Annotated in this window: 21 protein-coding genes; 13 read left to right on the top strand and 8 right to left on the bottom strand. The window is 72.3% G+C overall.

Annotated features, from left to right (window positions below; genetic code table 11):
* Positions 1-52 precede the first annotated feature (52 nt).
* From AWX74_RS02625 to AWX74_RS02645, 5 genes are all read right to left on the bottom strand, one after another.
* The gene (locus AWX74_RS02625; protein WP_091271245.1) at positions 53-3160 is read right to left on the bottom strand and encodes a PKD domain-containing protein; all 3108 of its coding nucleotides are present in this window, start codon (positions 3158-3160) and stop codon (positions 53-55) included.
* Positions 3157-5748 carry a transglutaminase-like domain-containing protein gene (locus AWX74_RS02630; RefSeq protein ID WP_131799388.1) on the bottom strand — a complete coding sequence of 864 codons (2592 nt, stop codon included), beginning with the start codon at positions 5746-5748 and terminating at the stop codon, positions 3157-3159. The genes AWX74_RS02625 and AWX74_RS02630 overlap by 4 nt, the downstream gene beginning before the upstream one ends.
* A complete protein-coding gene (locus AWX74_RS02635; RefSeq protein ID WP_242666043.1) occupies positions 5745-6986 on the bottom strand; it encodes a DUF58 domain-containing protein in 1242 nt (413 codons plus the stop codon). Before AWX74_RS02635 ends, AWX74_RS02630 begins: the two co-directional genes overlap by 4 nt.
* Positions 6983-7966, bottom strand: a complete 984-nt coding sequence (locus AWX74_RS02640) for an AAA family ATPase (RefSeq protein ID WP_207550244.1) — start codon at positions 7964-7966, stop codon at positions 6983-6985. The genes AWX74_RS02635 and AWX74_RS02640 overlap by 4 nt, the downstream gene beginning before the upstream one ends.
* Positions 7967-8076: 110 nt before the next feature.
* Positions 8077-9399: a serine/threonine-protein kinase gene (locus tag AWX74_RS02645; protein ID WP_165615443.1), complete on the bottom strand. Its 1323-nt coding sequence runs from the start codon at positions 9397-9399 to the stop codon at positions 8077-8079.
* Between the two features lie 803 nt (positions 9400-10202).
* Between AWX74_RS02645 and AWX74_RS02650 the strand changes: the two genes are divergently transcribed.
* The 5 genes from AWX74_RS02650 to AWX74_RS02670 are packed head-to-tail and all read left to right on the top strand — an operon-like array spanning position 10203 to position 15989.
* A complete protein-coding gene (locus AWX74_RS02650) occupies positions 10203-12014 on the top strand; it encodes an MFS transporter (protein ID WP_091271256.1) in 1812 nt (603 codons plus the stop codon).
* Between the two features lie 40 nt (positions 12015-12054).
* Positions 12055-13116, top strand: a complete 1062-nt coding sequence (locus AWX74_RS02655; RefSeq protein ID WP_226931078.1) for an ABC transporter ATP-binding protein — start codon at positions 12055-12057, stop codon at positions 13114-13116.
* Positions 13117-13120: 4 nt separating this feature from the next.
* Positions 13121-13888: an ABC transporter permease gene (locus tag AWX74_RS02660; protein ID WP_091271259.1), complete on the top strand. Its 768-nt coding sequence runs from the start codon at positions 13121-13123 to the stop codon at positions 13886-13888.
* A gap of 30 nt (positions 13889-13918) precedes the next feature.
* The gene (locus AWX74_RS02665) at positions 13919-15382 is read left to right on the top strand and encodes a sensor histidine kinase (RefSeq protein WP_091271261.1); all 1464 of its coding nucleotides are present in this window, start codon (positions 13919-13921) and stop codon (positions 15380-15382) included.
* Position 15383: 1 nt separating this feature from the next.
* Positions 15384-15989: a response regulator transcription factor gene (locus AWX74_RS02670; protein ID WP_091271263.1), complete on the top strand. Its 606-nt coding sequence runs from the start codon at positions 15384-15386 to the stop codon at positions 15987-15989.
* Positions 15990-16078: 89 nt separating this feature from the next.
* On the opposite strand, the gene AWX74_RS02675 is transcribed toward AWX74_RS02670, so the two are convergent.
* Positions 16079-16762 (bottom strand): TetR/AcrR family transcriptional regulator, encoded by a 684-nt coding sequence (locus AWX74_RS02675; protein ID WP_091271265.1) that lies wholly within the window; start codon positions 16760-16762, stop codon positions 16079-16081.
* Positions 16763-16853: 91 nt separating this feature from the next.
* On the opposite strand from AWX74_RS02675, the gene AWX74_RS02680 reads away from it, so the two are divergent.
* From AWX74_RS02680 to AWX74_RS02705, 6 genes are all read left to right on the top strand, one after another.
* Positions 16854-17771, top strand: a complete 918-nt coding sequence (locus AWX74_RS02680; RefSeq protein ID WP_165615444.1) for an alpha/beta fold hydrolase — start codon at positions 16854-16856, stop codon at positions 17769-17771.
* Positions 17768-18331, top strand: coding sequence for a hypothetical protein (locus AWX74_RS02685; RefSeq protein ID WP_091271270.1), 564 nt, complete (start codon positions 17768-17770; stop codon positions 18329-18331). The genes AWX74_RS02680 and AWX74_RS02685 overlap by 4 nt, the downstream gene beginning before the upstream one ends.
* Before the next feature lie 47 nt (positions 18332-18378).
* Positions 18379-19098: a class I SAM-dependent methyltransferase gene (locus AWX74_RS02690; RefSeq protein WP_091271272.1), complete on the top strand. Its 720-nt coding sequence runs from the start codon at positions 18379-18381 to the stop codon at positions 19096-19098.
* 138 nt (positions 19099-19236) lie between these two features.
* On the top strand, positions 19237-20076 hold the full coding sequence (locus tag AWX74_RS02695; RefSeq protein ID WP_091271274.1) for an alpha/beta hydrolase: 840 nt from the start codon (positions 19237-19239) through the stop codon (positions 20074-20076).
* 176 nt (positions 20077-20252) lie between these two features.
* On the top strand, positions 20253-21092 hold the full coding sequence (locus AWX74_RS02700; protein WP_207550245.1) for a Rossmann-fold NAD(P)-binding domain-containing protein: 840 nt from the start codon (positions 20253-20255) through the stop codon (positions 21090-21092).
* Between the two features lie 12 nt (positions 21093-21104).
* The gene (locus tag AWX74_RS02705) at positions 21105-21701 is read left to right on the top strand and encodes an anthrone oxygenase family protein (protein ID WP_091271276.1); all 597 of its coding nucleotides are present in this window, start codon (positions 21105-21107) and stop codon (positions 21699-21701) included.
* A 64-nt stretch (positions 21702-21765) separates the two neighbouring features.
* Here the strand turns inward: AWX74_RS02705 and AWX74_RS02710 are convergent, their stop codons facing one another.
* A complete protein-coding gene (locus tag AWX74_RS02710) occupies positions 21766-22236 on the bottom strand; it encodes an anthrone oxygenase family protein (RefSeq protein WP_091271279.1) in 471 nt (156 codons plus the stop codon).
* 208 nt (positions 22237-22444) lie between these two features.
* Between AWX74_RS02710 and AWX74_RS02715 the strand changes: the two genes are divergently transcribed.
* Together AWX74_RS02715 and AWX74_RS02720 are read left to right on the top strand one after the other, a co-directional pair.
* Positions 22445-23449 (top strand): AraC family transcriptional regulator, encoded by a 1005-nt coding sequence (locus AWX74_RS02715; protein WP_091271281.1) that lies wholly within the window; start codon positions 22445-22447, stop codon positions 23447-23449.
* 128 nt (positions 23450-23577) lie between these two features.
* Entirely contained in the window at positions 23578-24861 is a 1284-nt protein-coding gene (locus AWX74_RS02720) for a mechanosensitive ion channel family protein (protein ID WP_091271283.1), read from the top strand.
* A 36-nt stretch (positions 24862-24897) separates the two neighbouring features.
* Here the strand turns inward: AWX74_RS02720 and AWX74_RS02725 are convergent, their stop codons facing one another.
* Complete coding sequence (locus tag AWX74_RS02725; RefSeq protein WP_091271286.1) at positions 24898-25251, bottom strand: hypothetical protein; 354 nt, start codon at positions 25249-25251, stop codon at positions 24898-24900.
* Positions 25252-25258: the final 7 nt, after the last annotated feature.

Raw genomic sequence — 25258 nt, forward strand, 5'->3', positions numbered from 1 at the left:
CAGACCCCGCAGCGCCGGGACGGAACTGTTCCGTCCCGGCGCCACCACGGTGTTATCCGCCCGCCGGCGGGGTCGGCTCCGGCGTCGGCGCGGGCGGCGGCTCGGTGGTCTCCGGCGGATCCGGGATCGGCTCCGGATCCGTCGTCGGCGGGTCGGTTGTCTGCGGCGTGGTCGGTTCGGTTGTCGGCGTCGACGGGTCGGTTGTCGGCGTGGTCGGTTCGGGCGTTGGAGTCGTCGGTTCGGTCTCCGGCGGACCCGTGGTCTCGCTGGGGGGTGGCGACGTTGTTGTCGGGGGCGGGCCGCCGCTGTCCAGGGTGACCTCGTCGTGGGCGGTTGAGCTGCCGGCCGCGTTCCTCGCTTCGACGGTGATTCCGTAGGTCCCACCGAGAACGCCGTCGACGACGATGGTGGTCGAGAGCGCCGTCGTGACGCTGTTCTGCGCGTCCTGGCCGCCGACGCCCGGAAACGTCTGCGAGACGGAGTACTGCTCCACGTAGGTGTTGGTCGGCGGGGTCAGGGTCCAGGTGATCTGGGTGCCGACGACCGTCCCGGTGATGACGACCGCGGCGGGCGTGGTGCAGCCCATGCCGGTGACCGGGTCGGAGGTCAGGGCTCCGCCTGTGCCGGTGGCCGTCACCGTGACGGTGATCTGGCTGCAGTCGGTGGTACGGAAGGAGATCCGGTCAGCCTGCGGCTGCACGCTGAAACCGGCGCCGCCACCGCCGTCCGTGTAGGACCACGCGTAGGTGACCGACCCGTCCGTGACCGGATCTTTGACGACGACACTGAAGCCGAAGCCGTCGGCGGGTTGCACCTCGAGCACCGGCTTCTCGGGAGCGCACAGGCCGACCGACTGCGGGTCGAGTTCGCCTGGGTCGAGGACCTGTGGGTTGGCCGGGGTCTCGGTGCCGTCGGCGGCGTAGGCGGTGAGAGTCAGGTTGAAGCCGTCGCAGGTCGACGGGATCACGTCGAAGATCCTTTCCGTGATCGGGGTGACCTGGACGTCCGCCCGGTCGGCGGTGAGACCGAAGCGGGCGGTCGGTGCGCCGCCCGTGCCGGGGGCCGCCTCGACGCGCCAGCGGTCGCCGGCGGCGGTCACGGTCATGGTGGGGACGGCCGGTGCACCCGAACCGATGATCGTGACCTGCTGGCTGGCGCGGCTGGTGTTCCCTGCCTGGTCGGTCACGGTTGCCGACACGACGAAGGTTGCTCCGGGCTGGGCGGACTCGTAGGTGTGGGTGGCGCTCGCCGCCGCCCCCGGGCCGCCGGCCGCGGTGCCGTCGCCGAAGTCGAAGGCGTAGCCGGCGATCGGGGCCGTGCCCGCGGTGGAGCCGGAGGCGTCCGCGGTGATGTGCAGCGGCGCCTCGCCGCTCGCCGGTGTCACCGTCAGTCGTGCGACGAGCAGGTTCGTCGGCGGCGCGTCGATCGGTGCCGTTCCCGGTGGGGCGGCGGCGTTCTCGACCGATGGTGTGCCGCGGCGGTCGACGGTGAGGTGCACGGCGGGGGTGGCGCGGCGGCCGTCCGCGAGGACGGCGTGCGCGACGACCAGGTAGTTCCCCAACTGGGACCAGGCGTGGCTCGCCTGGCTGCCGCTGCCGGTCGTGCCGTCGCCGAAGGACCAGGTCGCGCCCGCGATCCGGGTTCCGTCCCGGGCGGCGAGGCGCAGTGTGACCGGCTGGCCGATCCGGACCCGGACCGCCGACACCTGGATCGTCACCTCGGGGTCGCTGGTTTCGGCGCCGTCCGAAGTGTTCTTCACGTCGCTGATGCGCGGGGAGGGGGCGGTGTCGGGCAGCGGTGCCGTCGCGGGTTGCGCGCCGCCGTCCGTGCTGCTGTCGCCAGCGCCTGCGCCGCTGGTCGCGGAGCCGCCGGCGAGGCCGTCACCGGGCCGGTCCGGGTTGTACTTCTCGATGACCCGCACGCTGCCGTCGAGGCGGATCGCGCCGGCCCGGAAGCTGGACGGGTCGTTGAAGAAGATGAACGGGCCCTGCGTGACCAGCTCGAACCGGGTGCCGGCGGGCAGCACCTCGGGCCGGGCGACGACCCGGCGCTGGTCGACGTCGACGACGATGACATGCCCGTCGGTGAAGTCGGGGAGGAACACCCGGCCGGCGGCCTCCCGCGGCTGGCCCAGGTCGTGGCCTGCCGCGGCGAGATCCACGACGGTGTCGCAACGCCCCGTCGCAAGATTGCTGATCACCAGCGTGCCGTGCTGGCCGCTGGCCGCGTACACCACCGGACGGCTCGTGCTGCCGAGGATCACCACCGACCGGTCGGTGGCCGTCGTCTCCAGGCAGGTGCTGGCATCGGGCCCGATTTCGGCACCGCCTCCGTCGCTTCCGCTGCCGCCGCTGCCTCCGCCTCCGCTGGCGTCGTCGCCGCTGGCGCCGCCTCCGCTGGCGTCGTCGCCGCTGGCGCCGCCTCCGCCGCCGGTGTCGCCGACCGCGTGGACGGTGCGGGCCGCCGGGTCGACCACGGCCGGCCGGTCGCCGGCGAGGACGAGCTGGCTGCTGGCGGCGACACCGGCGCGGGTCCGGCCCTTCCCGCCGTGCTCGTCGAGCCGCACCAGGTCGCCGTTGTCGCGGTCGATCAGCCACAGCCGGCCGGAGCTGTCGGTGACCGCGCTGCCCGACCCGGCGCGCGCCGCGACCGACTGCAGCGAACGTGCCTGCAGGGTGCCAGGGTCGGCGGTCGTGACCAGGCCCGACTCCTCGTCGACGACGTAGGTCGCGGCGCTGGTCGGAAACACCCGCAGCTGTCGCTGGCCCGAACCGAACCGGACTGGTTCGGAGGCTTCGTACGTCGCGCCGTCGATGCGCAGCACACTGCCCGCCGTGCGGTTGACGACGTAGGCGTCCGGCCCCGACTGCGCGGACGTCAGATCCCCGCTGCCGACGGCGACCTTGGTCACCACCTGGGACGACGCACCGTCGACGAGCGCGGCCTGGCCGGTGGCGGAGGACACCAGCCAGGCCGCGCCGTCCTCGACGGCCAGCAGCCTGCCCGGCACCCCGCCGGCCTGGCCGACGAGCACCGCCCCACCGGCGAGCAGCGCCAGCGCGACCACCACCCGCAGCATGTTCCGGGGCCGCGGCACCTTCCGGGGCCCGCGCACGTTCGGGGGCCGGCGCACCTTCGGGGGCCGGCGCAGGTTCGTCATCGCGTCACCTCGTGTACGTCCCTCGGCCGGCCCGAGCGGGAGCGGGAGTCAGAGCGGGAGCGGGGCAGCAGCGGGCGCGGGTCGAGCGCGGCCCGCGCCCGTGCACCGTGCCCGTGCCAGCCGTGCCCGGGCCGACGTCCGAGATCGTTGATGGTCAGGTCGGTCAGGTGCCAGGCCTGGCGGGCGTCGTCCTCGCCCGGCTCGGCGGCGGCGAAAAGCGCCATCGTGACCAGCGGCGCCAGCGCCTCGAGATGGTGCGCCGCCGGGGCGCAGCCGGGCAGAGCCCCGGCGTGGCCGCAGACCTGCCGCGGGGTGAGCGCGGCGGTGCCGGTCAGGCCGTGTTCGGCGAGCCGGTCGCCGACCTCCCGCCAGGCGGCCTCGATCCGCGTGGTCGGGGTGCCGGTGCGCCGCCGTCGTCGCCGGCGGCGACGCTTCTCCACCGGGACCAGCGCGACCAGCAGCACCGGCACGGTGGCCGCCGCGGCGGCGTAGCCGAGCCACGTCCAGCTCCGGCCGGTGCCCGTGCCGCCGCCGGCGCCCGTGCCGGCCGGGTCGAGCTGGGGGACGACGACCGGGGTCACCACATCCACGCTCTGTTCCTGCTGGCCGGTGTCGGCGCCGGTCGCGCGGTCGACCGGGGGCAGCGCGAGCCCGAGCCGGCTGACGTCGGTGGGCTCGAACGGGACCCAGCCGAGCCCGTCGAGCGCAACCTCCGGCCAGGCGTGGGCCTGTCGGGTCGTCACGTGGAAGGTCCCCTGGCCGTCACCGGACTGTTCGTCCAGCAGGTAGCCGACCGCGATCCGGGTCGGGAACCCCTGGGTGCGGGCGAGGATGGCGAAGGCGGCGGCGTGCTGCTCGGCGTAGCCACGGCGGTCCGCGTCCGACCCGGGCCCCGACCCGGAACCCGTGCCCGTGCCCGATGCGGCTGTCGTGCCGCTGGCTGCTGTCCTGCCGGCGTCGAGCAGGCGGGTCACGGCGCCGTACGAGTGGCCCGGCCGGGCGTCCCCGTCGTACGGGAAACGCTGCGGGTCACGCAGGTAGCGTTCCAGCGCGAGCAGCTTGTCGTAGGACGTCGCCGCCGTCCCCATCACCTCGTCGGCGAGCTGCGTCAGCTCGGGGGCCAGGCCTGGCGGCAGCGCCACCGCACCGTCCGTCGCGGGCCCGATCGCCGCGCGGGCGAGACGGAGGTCCTCCGCGCCGGGGGTGGCGACCTCGGCCCGCAGCTGGTAGCCGTCGCCGTCGCGCGGGACGGACGTCGCCGCGACGGCACCCGACTCGGCCTGGACGGAGATCTCCCGCCCGTGCAGCGTGACCGGCACACCGACCTGCGGCAGCAGGGTGCGGTCCCAGGCCTCGATCGACACGTCCAGGCCCACCTGGGCGGTGGGGACCGTCACGGCCGGGCCGTCCTGGGGCAGGGTGCTGCCGGCGCGCAGGAAGAGCCCGGCGTCGCGCCAGGTCGCCCCGTCGAAGTCGCCGAGCGCGGCGATGCGCAGCCGGTCCACGGGGAGGCGTCCGGTGCTGGTGGAGAGCCGCGCGGTGAACAGCGAGCGCGGCGGATTCGTCCGCAGCTCGACCTGCACCTGGGCGAGCGGGTCGAGCAGCGGTGTCGCCTCGACCGGTGGGGTCCGATGCTCCCTCGGGTCGAAGCGCCCATCGCCGTCGGCGAGGGGGAGGACGGCCGCGCCGACGGTCGCGACCGCGGCGGCGGCGGCGACCAGCGGCAGCCCGAGCACCAGCACTGACGCCGACGGGCCGGAACCCTCCTGTCCGTCCGCTTCGCCGGACTGCGACGCCCGCAGCAGCACCAGCACGAGCGCGGTGCAGGTGAGGCATCCGGTGAGCAGCAGCTGGGACCGTTCACCGGCCGCGGTGACGATCAGGGTGAGAACCTCGGCGAGCACCGCGGGTAGCAGCGGGAGCAGCACCGCCTGGGTGCGCAGGACCAGCGCGACGGCGGCGAACGTGGCCGCCCACAGCAGCAGGCTCGGGGCGAGCAGCAGCTCGCCGGTCGGGTCGGCGGGCAGCCCGACGGTCAGCAGGTCCGCCCAGCCGTCGCGCAGCGCGTCGGTGAAGGCCGACGGCGCGGCGCCGCCGCGGGCGCCGAACAGGGCGAGCGGCGCGAACAGCAGCCAGCCTCCGGCGGCGACCGCCACGATCGCGTCGATCTTCAGGCGGGCGGATGTCGCCGCGGCCAGCACGCCTGCCAGCAGCACCGCGCCGCCGAGCGGCGCCAGGAACGCGGTGCCCGCGAAGAAGCCACGGTAGGTCGCCGCCACCTGCGCCATCAGCAGGACGACCACGGCGGCCTGCGTGAACCGACGGCCCAGGGGCCGGGCCTTCGAGCCCACTGCCGTGGGTGCCACAGCGGTGGCCGCGGCCGCCGGCACAGACGCAGACGAGGACGGGGCGGCGGGCATCGGTATCGGCATGGGTACCGCAGGCAGTGGACCCGGTGGTCGTCCCGCGGTCGGCGGTGCCAGCAGCGTGGCCGCGTCGGAGATGTCCGCAAGGGCGAGATCTCGTTGCCGCCCCGCGGCGCCCCCGGGCAGCGCACCGGCGCCCGGTACCTGCGTCTCGCGGCTCAACGGGCCACCCGCGTGTTCCAGGCGGCCACGAAATCCTCGCTGGTGCGCACGTTGAGCACCAGCGCCCCGCGAACCGCCGGGCCGGGCCGCCCCGGTGCCGCACCGACCTGGACGAGAGTCACCATCGCGAACCGTGGGCGGACCGCCGACACCGTGGCCGCGGCGGCCGCGGCCGGCTGACCGGTCACGATCCCGAGCACGACACCGCCGTCGCGGGGGACCATCCCCGTCAGTGCGGTCAGGCCCGGGTCGTCCGCACGGGCCTCGACCCCGGCGAGCAGGTCGAGGACCGCCATCGGCGCCCCTTCGCCCCGCTGGGCGACCGCGCGCTGGCCACCGGTCGTATGCACCTCGACGGGAAAGCCGTGCGTCACCGCGGCGGCGGCGAGCGAGGCGGCGATGCGCACCGCGTCCTCGAAGTGGCCGTGCACCTGTACCTGTCCCCGGCCGCGGCCATCGCCGGCGCTGTGACCGGCGCCGTCACCGCGGCGGCCGTCGTTCGCACGGCCGCCGTTCGGGGCGTCCAGGTAGGGAGCGGCGCTGGTGTCGAGCACGACCAGCATCCGCGGCTCGCGGGGCACGACGTTGTGGCGGACCATGAACTTGCCGGCCCGCGCGGTGGAACGCCAGTGGATGAGACGCAGGTCGTCGCCGCGGACGTAGTCGCGCAGGCCGTGGAAGGCCACGCCGCCCGGCGCGGCGGCGGCGGTGGTCGGTCCGTCCAGGTCCGGTGATCCGCCGGTCGGCAGCGGCACCACCGGCAGCAGCTTCGGGTACACCCGCAGCACCGACCGGGACGGGAACCCCCGCCGCAGATGCATCAGCCGCAGCGGGTCGGCGTGCCCGAGGGTCAGCGGCCCGACCTCGAAGACGCCGCGCTGGGCCGTCGGCAGCTGGTATTCGGCCTGCTGGCAGCCGCCCGGCGGCAGGCTCGCCACCGTGATCCCGACCCGCTGCCCGCCCACCGACTCGCCGACGACCATCGGTGGGGAGCGACGTCGCGCCGTGTTGGTCACGACCAGGACGCCGCGGGCCGTCCCGCCCTCGGCGACCCGGTCCGGACGGATCTCGCGCTCGATCGTCACCTCGGGCCTGGCGAGCATCCAGCCGGCGGCCGCGGCCACGACCGTCACCGCGCCCAGCCCGAGAACGACCAGCTCCGGATAGTCGAGCAGGATCCCCGCTACGAGGAGCACCGCCGCGGCCACGATCATCGTGGCACCGGATCGCGTGATCACCGCATCGCCAGCCGCTGGTTCGGGACCGGGACCGACGCGAGCGTCTCACCGAGCAGGTCGACGGCACGCAGGCCCGACATCTCCGCCTCGGGACGCAGCAGCACCCGGTGCGCGAGAACGGACGGTGCCAGCGCCTTGACGTCGTCCGGCGTCGCGTAGGTGCGGCCGTCGGCAGCCGCGTGCGCCTGCGCGGCGGCGGCGAGCGCCAGCGCACCGCGGGTGCTCACCCCGAGGCGCACCTCGGGCCGGCGCCGGGTGGCGTCGGCGAGCGTGACGATGTACCCCAGCAGCTGCGCGGACAGGTGCACCCGCCGGGCGATCCCGATCATGCGTTCGACGTCGGCCGTGGTCAGAACGGGCGTCACCGCGGCGGCGGACTGGCCGCCTCGGCGGTTCGCCAGCACCTCCACCTCGGCCGCGTGGTCGGGGTAGCCGAGCGTGAGGCGCATCATGAACCGGTCGATCTGCGCCTCGGGCAGGTCGTACGTCCCGCCGTGCTCGACCGGGTTCTGGGTGGCGACGACGACGAACGGGCGCGGTACCGCGAGCGGCTGGCCGTCCACGGTGACCTGCTGTTCCTCCATGACCTCCAGCAGGGCCGACTGTGTCTTCGGCGAGGCGCGGTTCACCTCGTCGGCCAGAATGATGTTGCCGAAGATCGGGCCCGCCTGGAACTCGAAGGCCTTCTTCTCCTGGTTCCACACCTGCACGCCGGTGACGTCGGTGGGCAGCAGGTCGGGCGTGAACTGGATCCGCCGCATCGTGCCGGCGACCGAGTTCGCCACCGCCTTCGCCAGCGACGTCTTGCCCGTTCCGGGGACGTCGTCGATCAGCACGTGGCCCTCGGCCGCCATGCACACGGTGACGAGCCGAACGATCTCGGTCTTGCCCCGGATCAACGTCTCCACGTTGCGGACGAGTGCCGCGCAGCGTTCCGCGAACCAGGTGGCCTCGCTCGCGTCCACCAGAGATTCCGTCATCATTCCCCCGTTCGGGGCGGCAGGCCTTCTCCTGCCGCCCAGCGTCTTCACCGGGCCTGGCCCGGGCCCTGGCCCTGGCGGGTATGCCGGTACTCCGCCCACGGCCGGAGTCACCTGGCCAGCGCCACCACCGCGGCCACCAGCAGGCCGACCGAACCGAGCAGCACCGTCACGGCGACCGCCGCGCGGACGCCGAACCTGCGGTAGCCGACATCGGACCCGGTGTGGACCACCACCCGCGGCTCGTCCCCGACCACCTGTTGCAGCGCACCCGTGGGGCGGGGCGCAGCGGCCGGCCGCGGGAACGCCCGCGCAGTGGCAGGCACCGGTCCGGGCACGACCACAGTCGCCGGCGCGGGCAACGGCGCGGGCAACGGCGCAGGTGCTGGCCCTGGGGCAGGCAGCGGCGCGGGCGCAGGCAGCGGCGCGGGCGCAGGCAGCGGCGCTGGCGCAGGCAGCGGCGCTGGCGCTGGCGGCAACGGCAACAGCAAGGCAGCCGGTGCAGCAGTCCGTGCCGGCGGCGGGATCTTGACTGTGACCGCGTCACCTGCGGCGAGAGCGCGGATGTCGTCATCCAGAGCCAGCGTCATGCCCGCGCGTTCCAGCCAGCCCGGCCCGAGCGAGTCGTAGGCCGCGCGGGCCAGCGCGGCGGAGAACTCGCGGGCCGTCTGGTACCTGTCGGCGGGGCGCTTTCCCAGCGCGCGGAGCACGACGGCGCCGAGTGGCGCCGGTGCGGTGTGCAGCGGCTGCGGTATCTCGTCCAGATGGCTGCGCCGCAGCCCTTCGAAGGACTGCGCGTCGGTCGGCGCCGCCCGGAACGGCGGCCGGCCGGCGAGCAGCTCGTAGAGAATGACGGCGAGCGCGTACAGGTCGGTGGACGGCGTCAGCCGTCCGGCCAGGAACTGTTCCGGTGCCATGTACCGCGGGGTTCCGACGGCGGTCGCCGTCTGCAGCGCGGTGCCGGCGTACTCGCGGGCGATTCCGAAGTCGGCGACCTTGAGCTGCCCGCTGTTCGTGAACAGGACGTTCGCCGGCTTCACATCCCGGTGCAGCACGCCCTGCCCGTGGGCGTATCCGAGGGCCGCGGCCGTGGCGAGACCCGCCGCGCACACCTGTTCCGTGGACAGCCCGCGGGTGGCCCGCCCGCGCAGGGTGCCGCCGCCGAGCAGCTCCATGACGATGAACGCGGAGCCGTTCTGCTGAATGTAGTCGTACACCTGCACCACGTGCGGATGCTCGACCCTGGCCAGGGTGAGGGCCTCCGCCTTGGCGTCACCGTCGCCATCGGCACCGTGCACGACTTTGACGGCCACCTCGCGATGGAGCCGGTTCTGGCCGGCGAAAACCACACCGAAAGCGCCGTGGCCGATCTCGTTGCCTATCTGGTAGCCGGGTAATGCGGCCATGATCAGATCACGGTTGTCGGTCACCATCTCGCCCCCCCAGGCACGGAACGCCGTGACCCTGGAGCCCGCGGCGGTGCAGCAGTCCATCATCGCAGATCGGGTGATGTCGGGTGCGTTCTGATGCGTCCTGGTGTGCCTGTTGGCGTGGCGGTGATCGTGTGGCGCTGAAACGAATCGGATCATTGTGCTGTTCTCGTATTAGGGGTGGGACGGATGGATCTGTTCATCGCTGGAGCCACCCTCGCCACCCGCCAGGCCTTGCCGTCCTCGCTGGAGTGATCTCCTGCAGGACGGGAGCATCGTCGGCGAGCCTGCCGCCGAGATTCCGTCTGCGACTCGTCGTCGACCGGAATCGCGCACGTGGCCCTCGGGGTCAGGTCCGTCCTTGCCGCAAAGGTGATGTCGATCAAGTTTGAGAGGATTTCGGTTGTTCTGAAGCCTCTCGCGGAATCGTGAGCTTCGGCTTGGCATTGCCGACAAGCAGGAATTGAGGATTTTGGCTGCTGGAACGACCAAAATCCTCACTTTTTGTGGATCGTCAAGATGGCTTTGCGCGACTTTCGTTCTATCGCGGTGGTGGGGGAAGAATCCTCATCTCCTCGCGCCGGGTTGGCTGTCTTGTCGTCAAAGGGGCACCAGGTGGCGGCTCAGGTTTCTGAGCAGGTGTGCTGGCTGGCGGGTGCACCGACAATGAGGCGGCCGACCGCTGGCTCCGCGCTCGTCGCCGAATCCGTCGACGAGGCCCGAACCGGCGGGACGCGGAGAAATGCGGCGGATATGGCGGTGACCGCGGCGGCACCTGCCCGGATGCCTCGGTGGGGAGGACGGCTATGGCCCAGACCGGAGATGGCCCTGACCCCGGTGCCGGTGCCGGTGCTGGTTCCGGCGGTGGGGCGGTGCTGCTCACGCTGTGCGCCGGGCAGTTCCTGATGACTCTGGACAGCTCCGTGATGAACGTGTCGATCGCGACGGTGTCCGCGGATGTCGGCACCACGGTGAGCGGCATCCAGACCGCCATCACCTTCTACACGCTGGTCATGGCGGCATTCATGATCACAGGTGGTCGGATCGGACGGATCTTCGGCCGGCGGCGGGTCTTCGCCGTGGGGTGTGCCATCTACGGCTGCGGGTCGCTGACGACGTCGCTCGCAGGGAACCTGCCCGTGCTCATCCTGGGCTGGTCCTTCTTCGAAGGGATCGGCGCAGCGCTGATCATGCCCGCGATCGTCGCGCTGGTCGCGTCGAACTTCGCGGCGGCCGACCGGCCGCGCGCCTACGGCCTGGTCGCCTCGGCGGGCGCGATCGCGGTGGCCACCGGGCCGCTCGTGGGTGGCCTGTTCACCACCTATCTCTCCTGGCGCTGGGTGTTCGCCGGAGAGGTGCTGGTCGTGCTGGGCATCCTGTTCTTCGCCCGCCAGCTGACCGACACACCGGAACAGGCCCCGGCGCCGAGCACGGCACGGCCAGCACCTACCCCATCCGGCCGGCGTGACGGGGCCGGTGGGGCTGGCCGCACTGGTGGGGCTGGACGCACCGGTGGGGCTGGTAGGGCCGGTGAGGTGGATGGCCTCGATCCGGTGGGTACCGTGCTGTCCGCCCTGGGCCTGTGCCTGGCGGTGTACGGCATTCTGCGGGCGGGATCCTGGGGACTGTTCCGTCCCAAGGCCGGTGCTCCTGCCTGGCTCGGAATCTCACCGACGTTCTGGCTGGTGCTCACCGGCCTGGTGGTGTTGCGCCTGTTCCTGTGGTGGGAGAACGCACGGATCGCGCGTGGGCGGGCATCCCTGTTCGACCCCGCGATGCTGCGAAGCCCCGTCCTGCGCGGCGGCCTGACGTCGTTCTTCTTCCAGTATCTCCTGCAGGCCGGGCTTTTCTTTGTTGTGCCGTTGTTCCTGTCGGTGTCCCTGGGGCTGTCGGCAGTCGGGACCGGTGTCTGGCTGCTTCCGTTGTCCGTGACGTTGCTCGTCGCCGCGGTCGGCATCCCGAAGGCCTTTCCGCATGCCTCCCCGCGCCGTACCGTCCGCGGCGGCTTTCTCGCGCTCCTCGTCGGGATCGTGATCCTGGTCGCGGCACTCGATCTCGGCGCCGGGCCGCAGATCGTGGTCTGGCCGCTGCTGCTCGCCGGCCTGGGCATCGGCGCGCTCGCCTCACAGCTGGGCAGTGTCACCGTTTCCTCCGCCGCGGACGAGCACAGCGCGGAGGTCGGCGGTGTACAGAACACGGTGACGAACCTGGGTGCCTCGATCGGGACGGCCGTGGCCGGAACGGTGCTCATCGCCAGCCTGACGACGTCCTTTCTCGCCGGAGTGCGGGAAAATCCGGCGGTTCCGCCGGAGGTCGCCGCGCAGGCGGATGTGAGGCTGGCCCAGGGTGCTCCGTTTCTTTCCGACCGGGATCTACGGGCAAAGCTCACTGCCGCCGGTGTGCCCGCGCAGACAGTCGACGTCCTCGTCGAGGAGAACGCCGACGCGCGCGTGACGGCGTTGCGGGCGTCGCTGGCGGTCCTCGTCTTCTTCGCGCTGCTCGCGACCGTTTTCACCGGCCGGATTCCGCTGCGCCAGCCCACCGGGACGTCGCCCGAAGCCCTCCCCGAACCTCTCCCCGAACCCCTACCTGGAGAAGCCCCGTCGCCCCGGGGCTGAGGCGCTTCCTGTTACTCGCCTGGGTCATGGTTCATGACACATGTCATGGCTGAACAGTGACGACCATGACTGGGGTGAGGCCGGCCCGGAGAGGACCCTCGACACCATGACGAGCGAGCCTCCTGCGAGTGTCCGCCTGTCCGGGCTGCGCAAGATGTACGGGGCGGTCCGGGCTGTCGACGGCATCGACCTGGCCGTTGGCGCCGGGGAGATCGTCGCGCTGCTCGGTCCGAACGGCGCCGGCAAGTCGACGACGATCGACATGCTGTTGGGCCTCGCCCGGCCGGACGAGGGCGCGGTCACGCTGTTCGGGCTCGGCCCACGCCAGGCCTGCGCCGCCGGGCGGGTCGGCGCGATGCTGCAGAACGGCGGGCTGCTGCCAGGGGTCTCCGTCGGGCGGATGCTGCGCGACGTCGCGTCGCTCTACCCACGCGCGCTGCCGGTCGACGAGGTGCTCGACCGGGCCGGTGTCACCGACCTCGCCGGCTCCCGCACCGACCGGCTTTCCGGCGGCCAGCGGCAACGGGTCCGGTTCGCCCTCGCCCTGCTGCCGGACCCGGACCTGATCGTGCTCGACGAGCCCACCGCGGCGATGGACGTCGAGAGCCGACGCGCGTTCTGGGTGGCCATGCGGGCCTGGGCGGCTGGTGGCCGCACAGTCCTGTTCGCCACCCACTACCTGGAGGAGGCCGACGACTTCGCGGACCGCATCGTGCTGCTGCGTCGCGGCCGGGTGATCGCGGACGGGCCGACGTCCGAGGTGAAGGCACTCGTCGGTGGCCGGACGATCCGGGCCACGGTGCGCGGGCTGGACGTCTCCGCGCTCGACGAGCTGCGCCGGCTGCCCGGGGTCGCCCGCGCGGAGCGGCGCGGTGACGTGGTCAGCCTTGCCTGCCCGGACAGCGACCGGGCGCTGCGCGCGCTGCTCGCCGCCTGCCCGGACGCCTGCGACATCGAAATTGTCGGTGCCGGGCTGGAGGATGCCTTCATCGCTCTCACCAGCGACACCGCTCTCACCGGCGACACCGCCCTTACCGGCGACGCGACCCCGACCCCGACCCCGACCTCTGCCCCTGCCTCCGCCTCGACCTCGAGGAGATAGATAAATGATCGAGAGCTATCTTGCCGCTGGCGGTCGGGGCACCTACCTGCGGTACGTCCGCTCCGAGATCATCCGGGCTATGCGCAACACCCGGCTGGTCGTTTTCAGCCTGGTCATGCCGATCCTCCTGTTCGCCGCGTTCAGCGCGAGCGACGACGGCGACACGCTCGGCGGGCTGGAGATCGCCCCGTACATCATGATCAGCATGGCCACGTTCGGTGCGATGAACGCGGTACTCGGCTCCGCCGGGCGCATCGCCGTCGAACGGTCGATCGGCTGGAACCGCCAGCTGCGGCTCACCGCCCTGACCGGCTCCCAGTACGTGTTCGGGAAGGTGGCGACCGGTTTCACCACGGCCGTGCTGCCGATCGTCGCCGTCTTCGCCTACGGCCGGGCGACCCGCGGAGTGGAACTGTCCGCGGGAACCTACCTGGGTGCCGGTGCGTCCATCCTGCTGAGCCTCCTCCCGCTGGGCGGGTTCGCCGTCTGGCTGGGTTATCTCGTGCGCCCGGAGAACCTGCAGGCCGTCGCGGGTGGGGTGTTCAGCCTGCTGGCGCTCGCCGGCGGCATCTGGGTGCCGATCGAGCAGTTCCCGGGCTGGCTCGCCGATATCGTGAAGGAGCTTCCGATGTACTGGTCGGCGCAGGCCGGCCGTGCGGTCCTGGAAGGCGGCTGGGTTGGCTGGCAGGGGCTCGGCACGCTCGCGATCTGGTCGGTCGTGCTCGCCGCCGTCGCCGGCCGGGCCTACGCCCGCGACCAACTGCGTACCTGACGCGGGCGCGGCGGAGAGGCGAGTCCGGCGATGGCGAGTGCCCGCTGGCCAGCCGGCGATGGTGAACCCGCGGTGGCGGTGACCGGGGTACGCGGTGATCGCGACCTGCCCGGGGCGTTGGTGGCCTGGCTTCTGCGCCCCACGCTGACGGGGGAGCGGCGGGCCGACGAGGCCGGGATGAACGCGGCGCGCTGGCGTCGCAGCGCGGGTGTGTTCCTGATCTACCTCGCGTACGCGGTCGTCGACATGGCCCGCCTGAACGAAGGCCCCGCCACCATGGCGTACGGCTTCGTGATCCTGGCCGTGTTCATCTACCTCTACATCGGTCTGCTGCCGCAGGTGCTGTTCGGCGACCAGGAACGCCACCGGCTGACGGTGATGAGCGGAATGACGGCCTGCGTCGTCTGCTACCTGCCGATCGCGGGCGGCGGTGGCCTGGTGATGACGATCTACCTGGCGATGACGTTCGTCCTGCTGCTGCGTCCGATCGTCTCGCTGCCGCTGGTGGCCGCGTGCGTGGTGGTCGAGACCTGGCTGCCGGAGCAGGTCGGGTGGTGGCAGGCCGACGGTCCGCAGTGGTCACTGTCCGGCCCGGCACTGCTGTCCGCGATCGCGATGTACGGGGTGCGGGCGGGGGCGCGCAACCAGGCCGAGCTCACCCGGGCCCGCCTGGAGATCGAGCGGTTGGCCAAGGAGCAGGAGCGGCTGCGGATCGCCCGCGACCTGCATGACCTGCTCGGCCACGCGCTCACGACGATCACGGTGAAGGCCGAGCTCGCCTCGAAGCTTGCCCGCCGCGACCCGCAGCGGGCCGCCGCCGAGATGGCCGAGGTCGCGGCACTGGGCCGCCAGGGCCTCGCCGACGTGCGGGCCACCGTGGCTGGCTACCGGGAGGTGAACCTGGTCACCGAGCTGGCATCCGCCCGGCAGGTGCTGGCTGCGGCCGGCATCTCGGCGGAGCTGCCCGCCACCACCGAAGCCGTCCCCGGCGAGCTGCGCGAGCTGTTCGGCTGGGTGCTTCGGGAAGGAGTGACGAACGCGGTGCGCCACAGCGGTGCCCACCATGTCCGCGTGCGTGTGGACGGGCACAGCATCGAGATCGCCGACGACGGGTCCGGGCCGCCGTCGGCGCCGGCCTCGTCCCGTCCGGGCTCGGGCCTGGGCGGGCTTCGGGAGCGCGTCGCCGCCGTCGGCGGCCAGCTGGAGGCCGGCCCCGCCGTGTCCGCCGTGTCCGCCGTGTCCGCCGTGTCCGCCGCGGCCACGTCGGGCCTCGCGGCGGCCGACATGCGGCCCGTGAGAAGGGGTTTCGTGCTGCGCGCGGTCATCCCGTCCGCGGTGGAACCGCTCGCCGCGGCGGTCCCGACGACTGCTTTCCCGGCGGGCCCTCTGCCGAACACCGCTGCCCCGGTGACTGCCGGCTCGGGCACTGCTGGCTTGGGCACTGGCCTTCCGGGCGGGGCGGGTACGGCGCGGGCCGAAGAAGGAGCCCGTTGAAGTGATCAAAGTTCTGCTGGCGGACGACCAGCACCTCGTCCGCGGTGCGCTGGCCGCCCTGATCTCACTGGAGGACGATCTCGAGGTCGTCGGGCAGGTCGGGCGCGGTGACGAGGTGGTCTCCGCCGTGAACCGGCTGCATCCGGACGTGGTCCTGATGGACGTCGAGATGCCGGGCATCGACGGCCTCGCCGCAGCCCGGGCCGTGCGGGCCACCGCCCCCGACACCCAGGTGCTGGTGGTGACGACCTTCGGCCGCACCGGCTACCTGCGCCGCGCGATGGAAGCCGGTGCCCTCGGGTTCGTCGTCAAGGACGCCCCCGCCGAGGCCCTCGCGGAGGCGATCCGCCGGGTTGCCCGCGGCGAACGGGTGGTGGACCCGACCCTGGCCGCGGCCACGCTGGCCGGCGGGGCCAGCCCGCTCACCGGCCGCGAACGTGACGTGCTCGTCGCCGCACGCGACGGCGCGACCGTCGCCGACATCGCCCAGCGTCTCTTCCTGTCCGAGGGCACTGTCCGCAACTACCTGTCGGCGGTGATCGCCAAGACCAGAACCCGTAACCGCATGGAGGCCCTGCGCGTCGCCGAGGACTCCGGCTGGCTCTAGCCGGGCAGACCCCGGGCAGCGCCGGCACGGGGCCGGCCAGCTCGGTTGACCGGAGTGTCTGCTCGCCTGGAGCGGCGTGGTTCGTGGCTTCAGCGCGTGTCGCTGCGCGGTGCGTGCGGTGCGTGCGGTGCGTGCGGTGCGTGCGGTGCGGGTGGTGCGGTTGGTGAGGCTCGCAGGAAGGCGAGTGGGAGGAAGAGATCGTCGACGATCTCGACGATCAGGTCGTCTGGGGCGGGCGAGTGCCGCAGCGACAGCTCGGCGTGCAGCAGGTCGACGGGAAGGCGCGCGAGGCGCGGAGGGAGCGTGTCGAGGTCGATCTCTCCGCGGCCGGCGGCACGGTCGAGGACGATTCCGGTCTGGTCGGCGCCGTCCGCGTGAGCCTGGCGACGCAGGTGGACGGCCAGGTCGCCGCCGATGTCGGGGACGGCCTGGGCGGCGTGGGCGCGCTGGTTCATCGTGGTCAGGACGGCGATGACGTCGCCGCGCAGGCTCCCGGTGTCGGGCGGTGGGCCGGCCAGGTCGACGACGCGCCGGCTGATGGCGGCGGCGAGCAGGTCGGTTCGGGTGGGCCAGCGGCGGTACAGCACGGCCTTGCTGGTTCCCGCGCGGGCCGCGACCGCGGCGACGGTGAGCTCGGCGGAGCCGACCGCGGCGAGTTCCTCCCAGGCCGCGTCCAGGATCGCCTGCTCGAGGGTGTCTCCCCGCCGCCGTGTCCGGGGTGCCGTCTGCCGGTCACGGGTCTCCGCCAGTGGGGTGTCCCTGTCGAGCGGCATGCCAACAAGATACTTGAGTTCCCTAATGCGGCCAGCTACGCTGGCCAATAAGAAACCCGAGTATCTTATCTGGTGTAGGTTGAGGTGGAACGTGCGAGACGGATCCCGGACAGGGCTGCTGGACGTACCAGGAGCCACGCTGCACTACAAGATCCGCGGCGACGGGCCCGCGCTGCTGGTGCTGCCGGGTGGTGACGGCGACGCCGACGCCACCGACGCGCTCGCCGCCGGGCTGACCGGCCGGTACGCGGTGATCAGCTATGACCGGCGCGGCCAGGTACGCAGCCCACTCCAGGAGGCGGACGCCGCTGTCGACGTGGCGACGCATGGTGACGACGCCGCCCGGGTGCTCGCGGCGGTCGCCGGCGGCCCGGCGCTGGTGTTCGGCGTCAGCCTCGGCGCCCTGATCGGGCTCGATCTGATCTGCCGTCACCCCCACCAGGTGCGGCGGCTCGTCGCACACGAGCCGCCGGCCACCGAGCTGCTCCCCGAGCCGGACCGTCAGCAGGCCGTCCACGCCCAGGAGGAGATCGAACGGCTGTACCGCGAGGAGGGGCTCGCCGCGGCCACGCGGCGGCTCCCCGCGCTCGGCGGGGTCGACGTCACCGACCGGGAGCCGGACGTCGCCGTGCCGCGGCCCAGGCCGGAGCGGATCGCCAACCTCGCGTTCTTTCTGACCCACGACGCTCCCGCCGTGCGGCTCCACCGGCTGGCCTGGCCCGGTCTGCGGGCCGCGGCGGGCCGGATCGTGCCCGCGGCCGGCGTCACCTCCACCGGCTTCCCCCGCCAGTGCGCCCGCGCCCTGGCCGAGGAACTGGGCCGGCCGCTGGCCGAGTTCCCCGGCGGGCATTCCGGCTTCGTGCTGCGACCGGCCGCGTTCGCGGCCCGCCTGCACGACGTCCTCGACCAGGCGACCGGACCCGCGCAGGATCCCGCCGTGGCAGATCCGGCCGGCCCTCGCCCACGATCTGACGAACGGCAGGCGCCTCGCCCGGTGGCCCGGCCGTGACCGGCGCGCTGACCGTCTCGTTCACACGCCGCCGCGGACGCGCGGACCAGGTGCACGTCACCCGCGGCGACATGACCACGACCAGCTGGGAGTTCCCCAGCTATGGCGATGCCCTGCCCCACGACCTCGTCCACCTCGTCGTGGAGGAGGGCCTCGACCTGACCGACGGCTTCTGGGGCCTGATCGACCAGGGAGCCTACGTGGTCATGGTCGGTGACCAGGCCGTGCTGACCCGCGACGGGGTGCCCCTCGCCCAGCGGCCCGACACCGACTTCACCGGCCTGAGGCGGGCCGAGGAAGCCGTCGCCATCCTCGGCCCGCAGCCCCACCTGGAACAGTCCGGCAAGATCATCCTTGCGAGGGTCGACCCGGGCTCCTTCGCCACCCCCGACCTGCCCGGTACCGCCCGACGCCTCGGCTTCCAGCTGCCGCAGAGCACCACATCCGATCGCGTCGACACGATCCACACCCGCCTGCGGGACCTCGCGCGCCGATGGCGTGACGTCGAGGACGGCACGATCACCCTCACCTGGCACCGCGCGTCGACGAGCGGCCGGTGAGCGGCTGGTAAGCGGCCGGTGACGGCCGAATAGGAGAGACTTGCCGTATGGCATCTGCTACTTCAGGTGGTGCGGCCGGTTCCGGAGACCTCTCCGATGACGTCGTTGCCGGTCAGGCGGCCTACAACCGGTGGGTTCTGGCCGCCTACGACATCGGGGTGCTCGGAATTTCCAACAGCTTTGTCTGGCGTTGCCCGACGAAGCGGCTGCGCCGCCTGTACGACGACCACGTCAGCGCCCGGCACCTGGATATCGGTGTCGGCACCGGCTATTACCTCGACAAGGCACGGTGGCCCACATCGAGCCCCGCCGTGACGCTGGTGGATCTCAACCAGAACTCCCTGCGGACGGCCTCGGCCAGGATCAGCAGGCTCGCGCCGCTGACCGCCGTCCGCAATGCGCTCGAGCCGGTGGGCACCCTGCCGGGCGCCCCGTTCGACTCGGTCGGTGTGAACTACCTTCTGCACTGCATGCCCGGCTCGCTCGACGTCAAGGCGGAAAAGCTGCTGGCGGCGATCCGGCCGACCATGGGGCCGCGTGCGGTGTTGTTCGGATCGACGATCCTCGCCGACGCCGCCAAGCTGTCCGCGCCGGCGCGGAAACTGCTCGGCTTCTACAACCAGAAGGGGATCTTTCACAACACCGAAGACCAGGTGGGAGCCCTGGACCGGGCATTGGAGGCCGTGTTCGCCACCCACCGGGTGGAGATCATCGGCGGGGTGGCGACGTTCGTCGCGTCCGAACCGCGTCCACTCGACGTGTCCTGATCGGCGCGGTCCGGCCTCCGTTCCCGGTCCGCCGGTCCCCGCCGCAATCCCCGCGATCGGTGAGTTGCCAGGTCACCGGATTTCCTGGCCGTGATTCGGCCAGGATGGGAATGCCGTCGACCGAGGGAGCCTCCCGCCATGCCCAGCGAGCACGACATTCAGCAGATCGAAGAGGCCAACGCCTCCGGGCGCACGCCGGTCGTGTTCGTCCACGGGCTTTGGCTGCTGCCCAGCAGCTGGGAGCGGTGGGCGGAGGCGTTCAGCGAAGCCGGTTTCGCGCCCGTCCTGGCCGGCTGGCCCGACGATCCGGAGACCGTCGCCGAGGCGAACGCCCATCCCGAGGTGTTCGCCGGCAAGACCGTCGGCCAGGTCGCGGACCACTTCGCCGACATCATCGGCCGCCTGAACAAGAAGCCGGTCGTGATCGGGCACTCCTTCGGCGGGCTGTTCGCGCAGATCCTGGCCGGCCGGGGGCTGTCCGCCGCCACCGTCGCGGTCGACCCGGCACCCTTCCAGGGCGTCCTGCCGCTGCCGATCTCCACCTTGCGCTCGTCGGCCCCGGTGCTCGGGAACCCGGCCAACGTCCACCGTGCCGTGCCGCTCACCTATGACCAGTTCCGTTATGCCTTCGCGAACGCCGTCAGCGAGGAGGAGGCGCAGCAGCTCTACGACACCTTCGCCGTTCCGGCACCCGGCAAGCCGCTCTTCCAGGCCGCCGTCGCCAACTTCAACCCCTGGTCCGAGGTCAAGGTCGACACGGAGAACCCCGAGCGCGGGCCGCTGCTGCTCATCTCGGGCGAGAAGGACCACACGGTTCCCTGGGCGATCACCAACGCCGCCTTCAAGAAGCAGGAACACAACAAGGACGCCGTCACCGAGATCACCGAGATCCCGAACCGCGGCCACTCCCTCACCATCGACGCCGGCTGGCGTGAGGTCTGTGACACCGCCCTGGACTTCGTCCGGCGCTTCATCTGACCGACGGCTCGGGCGCGGCCTGCCGCAGGACGGCGGCCGTTTCGTGCGCAGGGGCCGGCCGGCGCTGACCGCGGCCAGCCGGTCTGCCGGTCCGCCGGTCTGCCCTGGACGGGCGAACATGTGGTTGAGCCGTTCGGCTATGGTCCGTCCCGGCACCGCGGACTTGACTGAACGTCGTGACCACTCACACGCAGAGCAACGCCGCCAAGCCCGTCCTCGTGACCGTCGCCTCGGGGAAGACCGGCCGCCGGGTTGCCGCGCGGTTGACCGCCGCCGGCGAGCCGGTGCGTGCGGTCTCCCGCAGCACGCCGACCCGGTTCGACTGGGAGGACCAGAGCACCTGGCGCCACGCGTTGGAAGGGGCCCGCGCGGCCTACCTCTGCTTCGTCCCCGACCTGGGGTTCCGCGGCGCCGCCGAAACCGTCGGCGCGTTCGCCAGGCTCGCGGTGAGCCTTGGAGTCAGCCGGCTGGTGCTGCTCTCCGGGCGCGGAGAGGAAGGTGCGCTGGCCGGTGAGCAGGCCGTGCGGGCGTCCGGAGCCGAGGTGACCATCATCCGGGCGTCCTGGTTCAACCAGAACTTCCACGAGGACTTCCTGCTGGACTCGGTGCGGGCCGGTGAGATCGCGCTGCCGGCGGGCGACGCCGCGGAGCCCTTCGTCGACGCCGACGACATCGCCGAGGTGGCCGTCGCCGCGCTGACCGGCGACGGCCACGCCGGCGAGGTGTACGAGGTGACCGGGCCGCGGCTGCTCACCTTCCACGACGTCGCCAAGGAGCTCGGCCAGGCGCTGGGCCGGGAGATCCGGTACGTACCGCAGACCAGCGAGCAGTACGCCGCGGTGCTGACGGAGTACGGCCTGCCGCTCGACCTGCTCGAACTGTTCGACAGGATCCTCGACGGACGCAACGCGAGCCTGACCGACGGCGTGCGCCGCGCGCTGGGCCGGGAGCCCCGGGACTTCGGTGACTACGCCCGGAACACGGCCGCGTCCGGAGCCTGGGACCTGTCGCTCTGAGGGGGAACGCCGATGTCCGTCGCACCCGGCCATTCCTTTCCGCCTCCCTCCCCGGCGCCGCTGTCTCCCGCTCCGGCGCCGCCCGGGATATCAGGGCACGGCCGCACGGCCGGCGCCGCGCTCGGGGTGTCCGCCGTTCTGACGGGGCTGATGGCCGGCCTGTTCTGGGGCTTCGACATCTCGGTGATGCCGGGGCTCGCCGCCTCGGATGACCGCACCTTCGTGACGGCGATGCAGAACATCAACACGGCCATCGAGAACCCCGCCTTCGGCCTGGTCTTCGCCGGGGCGTTGCTGGCCCCCGCCGCCGCGGCGCTGCTGCAGTTCCGGCTCCGCCGGCGTGCGGTCGTGATGTGGACCGTGGCGGCACTCGCCTGCTACTGCCTGACGCTGCTGCTGACCATGGCCGTCGAGGTGCCGCTGAACGAGGATCTCGCCGCCGCCGGCGATCCGGGCACCATCAGGGATCTCGCCGCCGTGCGGGGCGACTTCGAGAGCACCTGGGTCGCCGTCAACATCCTGCGCACGCTGACCTGCACCGCGGCCCTGGCCTTCCTCACCCGGGCCCTGGTGCTGCACGGCCGGGGCGGGCCGTCGCCGCCGGACTGACCCACCTGGCGCCGGCCGGTCGCGAGCCGGATCGGGTTTGCGCCACTGACCTGGTCAGACGTGGTCAGGCCGCGGTGAGCAGGGCGGCGCAGAGGCAGCCGAACGCGAGCAGGCAGGAGAGGGTCCGGACGTGGTGCCAGCGGACCCAGGACCGTTCGAAGCCCGCGCGGAGATCCTGGACGTCCTCGTCCTCGGCCGGCCCCGTCCGATCGAGCCTGTTGTTCAGCGGGATGTTGGCCCGGAAGGTGATGGCCAGGGTGACCAGATAGCCGGCGAGGCCGGCCACGACCCACGGAAGAACGTCGTCGTGGCCGGCGTACCGCCAGGTCGCGACGCCGCTACTGGCCAGGGCGCCGAGGAGGACCAGAGCAAAGACGCCGTTCTGGATGGCGGCATTGACAGCCCGCATGACGTCGACGAATGCCCGGTCATCAACCCGGGCCAGCGCGGGCATCACCGCCGTCGAGAATCCGAGAAAGATCCCGGACATCAACCCGGTGGTCACCACGGCCGCAATCAGTGCCGCTTCGGACATTCTTCCTCCTGCCAGGGCGGCGCCGCGCGCTGTTCTCTCGTCCGCCGGTCATCTGGTTACCCGGTCTGCCGGCCTTCCGGTCTGCTGGTCTGCCGGTCTGCCTGCGATTCTGTTCGCCGTCCCTTTCCGTCCACGCTATTGATCTCGCTCCCCGTGGAGCAATGCGTGGACGGCTCGAATACATACGAAAGCATCTACGATCGCAGGTGTGGACGCACTCGCCGAGCTGCTGGACCAGCCCAGGGCCCGCGGGGCGTTCGTGCTCCGGTCGATCCTGAGCCCGCCGTGGTCACTGCGGATCGAGGACCGGGCGCCGTTGACCCTGGTGGCGCTGATCCGCGGCCACGCCTGGCTCCTGCCTGACGACGGTGCGCCGGTGCGGCTGGAGCCGGGAGACGCGGCGATCCTGCGCGGCCCCGACTGCTACACGATGGCCGACGAGCCGGGGCGGGACGTGCGGGTCGTCATCCATCCCGGCCAGCGCTGCAGCACACCGCAGGGCGACGACCTGGCCGACGCGATGCGGCTGGGCGTGCGGACCTGGGGCGAGGCCGGCCCGAACGCGACGGTCATGCTCAGCGGGACATACCAGCTGGACGGCGATGTGCACCGCCGCCTGCTCAGGCTGCTGCCACCGGTGCTGACCCGCACCACCACACCCGCCGACGCACCCTTCGTCGAACTGCTCGGGCGGGAGGTCGCCCGGGATGAGCCGGGGCAGGAGCTCATCCTCGACCGTCTGCTCGACCTGCTGCTGGTGAGCGTGTTGCGCCACTGGCTTTCCAGCGCCGACGCGCCGGACGCCGGCTGGTACCGGGCCCAGCATGATCCGGTGGTCGGGCCGGCGATCCGCCTGCTGCACGCCGAACCGGCGTTTCCGTGGACGGTCGCCGCCCTGTCCGCCAGGGTCGGGGTGTCACGGGCGGCACTGGCCCGCAGGTTCAACGCGCTGGTCGGCGAGGGGCCGATGACCTATCTGACGAACTGGCGGCTCGACGTGGCCGCCGACCTGTTGCGCACGACCGATGCGACGGTGGCCGCGGTGGCCCGGCAGGTCGGGTACGGCAGTGCGTTCGCGCTGAGCGCCGCGTTCAAGCGGGTTCGTGGGGTCAGCCCCCAGGAACACCGGCGGGCGGACCGTCCGGTGCAATCCCCGGGCGCGGGCGCGGGCGCGGGCGCGGGCGTGCCGGGTGCGGATTCGCTGGTGGTCTGAGGTCTCCCGGCCGGGCGGTGGAGGCGTTCGCCGTAACCGGGCGTTCGCCACAACCGGGCGTTACCCGGGCGGAGGCGGGCATACCGGGGCGTGGCCTGGAAAAGCCCGCATCGCAAGGAGTTTTGCCTGTGATCCATGGATCCGCGCCTGCGTTCGCCGACCTCGACACGCTGGACTCCGGCCTGGCCGTACTGGTGATCATGGTCGGGGCTGGCGTCGTCGGCTACCTGGCATCCCTGCTACTGCACCAGGGCCTGCGCCGAATCGGCCGGCACTCGCAGATCGTCCACGACCTCGCCGAACGCGGACGACGGCCCACCCGCTTCGCGTTCGTCCTGATCGCCCTGCTCACGGCCGCGAACGCGGCGGCGGAGCAGCCGTGGACGCCGCCGACGGTGCGTGTGCTCGGCCTCGCCCTGATCGCCGCCGTGGCCTGGATCATCGGCGTGCTTGCTTTCGTCGTCGAGGACCTGGCGCTGGCCCGCTACCGGATGGACATCGCCGACAACCGCCATGCCCGCCGGATCCGGACCCAGGTGACCCTGCTGCGGCGGATCACCGTTCTGGTCATCGCGGTCATCGCGACCGCGTCGATGTTGATGACGTTCCCCAGCGTCCGGGTCGCCGGGGCGAGCATCGTGGCCTCCGCCGGCGTCGTCGGCATCATCGCCGGTCTGGCGGCGCAGACCTCGCTCGCGAACGTCTTCGCCGGCCTGCAGCTCGCGTTCACCGACGCGATCCGGGTCGACGACGTGGTCGTCGTCGAGGACGAATGGGGGCGCATCGAGGAGATCACGCTCACCTATGTGGTCGTGCACATCTGGGATGACCGCCGGATGATTCTCCCGTCGACCTATTTCACGACGAACCCGTTCCAGAACTGGACCCGCAAGGAATCCGCCGTCCTCGGCGCGGTCGAGTTCGATCTGGACTGGTCGGTGCCCGTCACCGACATGCGGGCCGAGATGCACCGCATCGTGGAGAACACCGAGCTGTGGGACGGGCGGGTCAGCGTCCTGCAGGTCACCGACGCGGTCGGCGACCATGTGCGGATCCGGGTTCTGGTCAGCGGCAAGGATGGGCCGACGACCTTCGACCTGCGCTGCCACGTTCGCGAGGCGCTGGTGGACTGGCTGCGCCGCAACCATGTGCCGGCGCTGCCGCGCACCAGGGTCGAGATCGACCGCACCCCGTCCCCGGACCGGGTGAAGCTGGAGAAGGAGCAGCCCGAGCTGCTCGCCGACGCCCGCCTGTTCACCGGCAGCGCCGAGGCCGAGGAGCGTTCGCGCGCCTTCAGCGAAACCGGTGAGCATCCCGATGACGCCTCCACCGCCCCGGTCACCTCGGATTCGGGGCCCGGCGAGGGCCGCCGAGCCCCGGACCCGGTGTCGGCGGGCATAACGGAGCGTTGAACCCGACGCCGGTGGTTCCGCGTCTCAGTCCGTGCTTCAGTCCGTGGCTTTGGGGTGGCCTGTTCCGGCGTGGATCACCCAGACCGTCCGGCTCGCGTCGTCGACCAGATACCAGATTCGTCCGCCGGTGGTCACCTCGTACTGCCAGCGTTCGAGCGGCTGGCCCTTGAAGACCGCGGTGCCGAGGGATCCTTTCAGGCGGTGCTGGCGGTCCGGCGCGTCCCGGGAGCGCGGCCTGGATCTGATGGCGTCGAAGGCCCGGCGCAGGTTGTTCGGCGCCTGCCCGGCGAGCTGCTCCCAGCCCTCGGCGGCATTGTTGGATGCGAAACGGATGTCGTACTCAGCCCCGCTGGGCGGTGGGGCGGCGCGCTCTCCTCGCTTCGGGCTCATCCAGCCT

Source organism: Parafrankia irregularis, assembly GCF_001536285.1.
Classification (GTDB): domain Bacteria; phylum Actinomycetota; class Actinomycetes; order Frankiales; family Frankiaceae; genus Parafrankia; species Parafrankia irregularis.